We start from the raw sequence: 4,386 nt of genomic DNA, 5'->3' as shown, positions 1-4,386 counted from the left end.
GCGGCTGCCGGGGGCGCCCAGGGGGTTGGCGACGAATCGCTCGGCGCTCAGGCCGGGGCGGTTCAGGTAGCCGCGCGCCAGGCCGGCGCCTGCGATGTAGAGCTCGCCGGCCACGCCCGCGGGCACGGGCTGCAGCTGCGCATCGAGCACGTACACCTGCGTGTTCCAGATCGGACGGCCGATGGGAGGAGTGACGCTGGCATCGTGCAGTTCGGCTGCGGTCGACCAGATCGCCGTCTCGGTGGGGCCGTACAGGTTGGTCAGCTTGCGCCCCGCGCTGTGCAGCAAGGCGGCCAGTTCTTGCGGGAGCGCTTCGCCGCCGACAAGGATGTGAACGGCAGGCAGCGTGTCGGTCGCGGAGAGCAGGCTTTGCCACAGCGTGGGCGTGGCCTGCATGACCGTGATGCCGGATGTGGCGATGCATTGCGCCAGAGCGGGCGGGTCCAGCACGACGGACCGGGGAACGATGGTGACGCTGCTGCCACTGAGCAAGGGCACGAATATCTCGAGCGCGGCGATGTCGAACCCGATGGTCGTCGTCGCCAGCATCCGGTCCGAGGATTGCAGGGCCAGCCCGGCGTGCATGGACTGCATGAAGTTGCCGAAATTGGCATGCGAGACGACGACGCCCTTGGGCTTGCCCGTGGAGCCTGAGGTGTAGATGACGTAGGCGGGGTTGGAAGGGGCCAGGGGCCGGGTGCGCTGGGCGTCGGTGGGGTTGGCGCGAGAGCGTGCGGCGATGGCCTGGCTTACCGCCTGTGCATCCAGCAGCAGGGTGGGCACGCCCGCAGGCAGGAGGTCGGCGGTGGCGGAGTCGCTGATCATGCAGACCGGAGCTGCGTCCTCGAGCATGAAGGCCAGACGGTCCCTGGGATAGTCCACGTCCAGGGGCAGGTAGGCGGCGCCGGCCTTGAGGATGGCCAGCAGGCTGACGACGAGCTCCAGGGATCGAGGCAGCGCAAGGGCGACGAAGCGCTCGGGTCCCACGCCGCGAGCGATGAGGTGGTGAGCGATCTGGTTGGCGCGTGCGTTGAGCTCGGCGTAGCTCAGGCGCTGGTCCTCGAAGACGAGGGCGATGGCCTCTGGGGTGCGGGCGGCCTGCTGCTCGAAGAGCGCGGGCAGGGTCGACTCGGCCACGGGGTGCGCGGTGTCGTTCCATCCGAGCAGGATCTGCTGGCGCTCCTCGGGCGCGAGGATCTCGATGCGCCCGATGGGCTGGGAGGGGTCGGCGGCGATGGCCTCGAGCACATGCTGCAGACGGGCAATGATCTGTTCGACTGCGGAGTGATCGAGCACATCGGGCCTGTAGCCCACGCGCAGCTGCAGCTGCGCACCGGGGATGGCGACGATGCTCAACGGGTAGTGCGTCGTGTCTCCTCCATGGCTGCCGGCATGGGAGATCTGAAGTCCGTCGTGCACTGGCGCGCGTGCGATGAAGTCGACAGGGTAGTTCTCGAAGATGAGAAGGGTATCGAACAAAGAGGGGACACCTGCGATGCCCTGGATGTCGGTCAGACCCAGGTGCGGGTGCGCGATGAGTTGGGACTGCTCGTCCTGCAGGCGTGCGAGCGCTCGGACGACAGGTTCGGAGGTGTCAAAGCGCAAGCGCAAGGGCAGGGTGTTGATGAGCAGGCCCACCATGCGCTCGATGCCGGGAAGCTCTGGCGGTCGTCCCGAGACGGTGATGCCGAAGACCACGTCGTTGCGGCCCGTGAGGCGACCGAGCAGCGTGCCCCAGGCGCCCTGCAGCAGCGTATTGAGCGTCAAGCCGTGCGTACGGGCCTGGCGCACGAGGGCGGCGCTCAATTGTGGCGAGAGGCGGAGTGCGATGATCTCCTGCTTGCCTGAGGCTGAAGCGGGTACGGCGCAGAGTTTCGTGCCCTCTTCCAGCCCTTCGAATGCGCGGCGCCATGCATTCTCTGCGGTGGCGCGATCCTGCCGCTTGATCCATTCGATGTAATGCCGATACGGTGTGGCCGGCGCCAGCGAGCGAGGGTTGCCCTGGGCCGCATACAGCGTGAACAGCTCCTTGACCAGGATGGGCATGGACCAGCCGTCGAGCAGGATGTGGTGGCTGGTGAAGACGAAGCGCGCCCGCCGAGGGCTCAGGCGGATGAGCGCGAAGCGCAGCAGCGGGGCCTGGGCGGGATCGAAGGGGCGAATGCGATCTTCCTGGAGCCAGCGGTTGAGGCGGGCCTCGCGCTCGTGGGGTTCGAAGGAGCAGAGATCGATGTCCTGCCAGGGCAGGGCGATCTGGCTCGGAATGATCTGCATCGGCTCAGCGAAATCGTGCAAGAGGAAGCTGGCGCGCAGGTTGGCGTGGCGCTGCAGCAGGGCGTGCACGGCTGCCTGCAGGGCAACTGGATCCAGCGATCCCGCGAGTTCGAAGACCTGTTGCACGACGTAGGCGTCTGCCTCCCGCACGTCGAAGAGTGCGTGGAACAGCAGCCCGTGCTGCAACGGGGACAGGGGCAGGATGTCTTCGAGGACTGGATGGTCTCGCTCCAGTTGTTCGAGGCGGTCCTGATCGATGGCGACGAGCGGGAAGTCCGAAGGAGTGAATCCGCCGGCGCCGGCCTGGTTCGCATGGATTGCCATGGCCTCGAGGGCGCGGAACCAGGTACCGGAGAGTTCGGTGATATCGCCGCGAGTGAAGAGCTCGCCAGCCCATGCCCAGGTGGCGCTGAGCTCGGGCCCTTGTGGCAGGTCGCGGGTGAGTGCGTTGAGCTCGATGGCGTGTGCCATGGGCATGCGCGGATCGGCCCCGCCGCCGAGGGCGGGAGCCTCGGGCGCGGCGGCCCAGTTCTGCGCACTCTGCGCGCTATCGCTGAACGCGGTGAAGCGGCCCAGGTAGTTGAAGCCGATCTGCGGCGTCGAATCCTTCAGCGCAGCAGCCGTCTCTGGGTTGAGGTGGCGCAGCAGCCCGAAGCCCATGCCGTTGTCGGGCAGGGTACGCAGCTGCTCCTTGCTGCGCTTGAGGGCTCGCCCGAGGTGCTCGCCGCCGCGCAGGGCGTCGTCCAGGTCGATGCCCTGGAGGTCCAGGCGCACGGGGAACAGGCTGGTGAACCATCCGATGGTGCGCGAGAGATCGACACCTTCGAAAATGTCCTCGCGGCCGTGGCCCTCGAGGTCGAAGAGCACGTTGGAGGCGTGCGAGGCGGCAAGCTGCGGCAGGCGAGTGCGGCGCCAGTCGGCCAAGGCCAGGGCGAAGGCCGTCAGCAGCACGTCGTTGATGCGGCCGTGGAAGAGCGCGGGGACCTGGGTGAGCAGGGCGGAGGTGATGGCGCTGGGCAGGGTGAGGACCAAGCGCTGCGCGGTGGATGCGGTGTCGATGGCCGCATCGAGGCGGCGCTGCGACAGCAGAGGATCGGGCGTGTCGAGGATGGAGCGCCACAGGGGCAGCTCGGCCGTGCGCGAGGGGTGGAGGGCTTCTTCGTGGAGCTTGCGGGCCCAGCGGCGCAGGGAAGTGCCTTGAGGTTCCAACTTGACCTGATCGCCTTGTCGTACCGCCTGCCATGCGGCCTGCAGGTCGGGCAGGAGGATGCGCCAGGACACGCCGTCCACCGCCAGGTGGTGGATCATCAGCAGGAGGCGGCCCGGCTGCGCGCTGCCGGCATCGAGCCACACGGCCTGCAGCATGTGGCCGGCCTCGGGGTTCAGGCGTTCGGCGGCAGCGCGCGAGGCCTCTGCCACGAGGACCCGGCGCCCATCTTCGTGCAGGCCAACCATGTCGATGCGGTGCAGACACTGCTGCGCGTGGATCGTCCCCGAAGGCGGAACCTCCAGCTGCCAGGAGGAAGAAGAGCAAGTCCCTGCCACGGGCGCCTGGGTCAGGCGCATGCGCAAGGCATCGTGGTGGTCCAGCAGCGCTTGCAGCGCACCGATCAAATGCGCTTCCTGAAGGTCTGCGGGCACCTGCAGCAGCATGGACTGGTTGAACTGGCGCACGGGGCCACCGCGCTCCATCAGCCAGTGGACGATCGGCGTGGGCGTGAGGGAGCCTTCGGCCACATCCTGCTCGTCGCCGGGCGCGGACTGTGCGGAGGCGGCAGCGGCAGCGGCCGCAGCGGTGGCCAGCGCTGCGACGTTCTGGTGCTGGAAGACATCGCGCGGGGAGATGAGCAGTCCGGCCTTGCGCGCGCGGCTGACCAGCAGGATGGAGGTGATGCTGTCGCCACCGAGGTCGAAGAAGTTGTCGTCGATGCCCACGGAGGGCAGGCGCAGGACCTCGGTGAAGAGGGCTGCGAGGGTCTCCTCCTGGGGGGTGCGTGGGGCGCGGATGGATCGCGGAGTGAAGTCCGGGGCGGGCAGTGCCTTGCGGTCGAGCTTGCCGTTGGGGGTCAGCGGCAGAGCTTGCAGGACCACGATGGCCGCGGGGACCATGTA

Annotated in this window: 1 protein-coding gene; it reads right to left on the bottom strand. The window is 68.2% G+C overall.

Features of this window, described 5'->3' with window-relative positions; translation table 11 throughout:
• The coding region (locus tag BLW48_RS34730; protein ID WP_143047877.1) for a non-ribosomal peptide synthetase at positions 1-4,386 on the bottom strand (4,386 nt) is incomplete at both ends.

Origin of the sequence: Variovorax sp. YR266 (genome assembly GCF_900107295.1) — a bacterium.
GTDB lineage: Bacteria > Pseudomonadota > Gammaproteobacteria > Burkholderiales > Burkholderiaceae_C > Variovorax.
The sequence above is the reverse complement of the archived record's forward strand: the minus strand, read 5'-3'. Positions and strand labels throughout refer to the sequence as shown.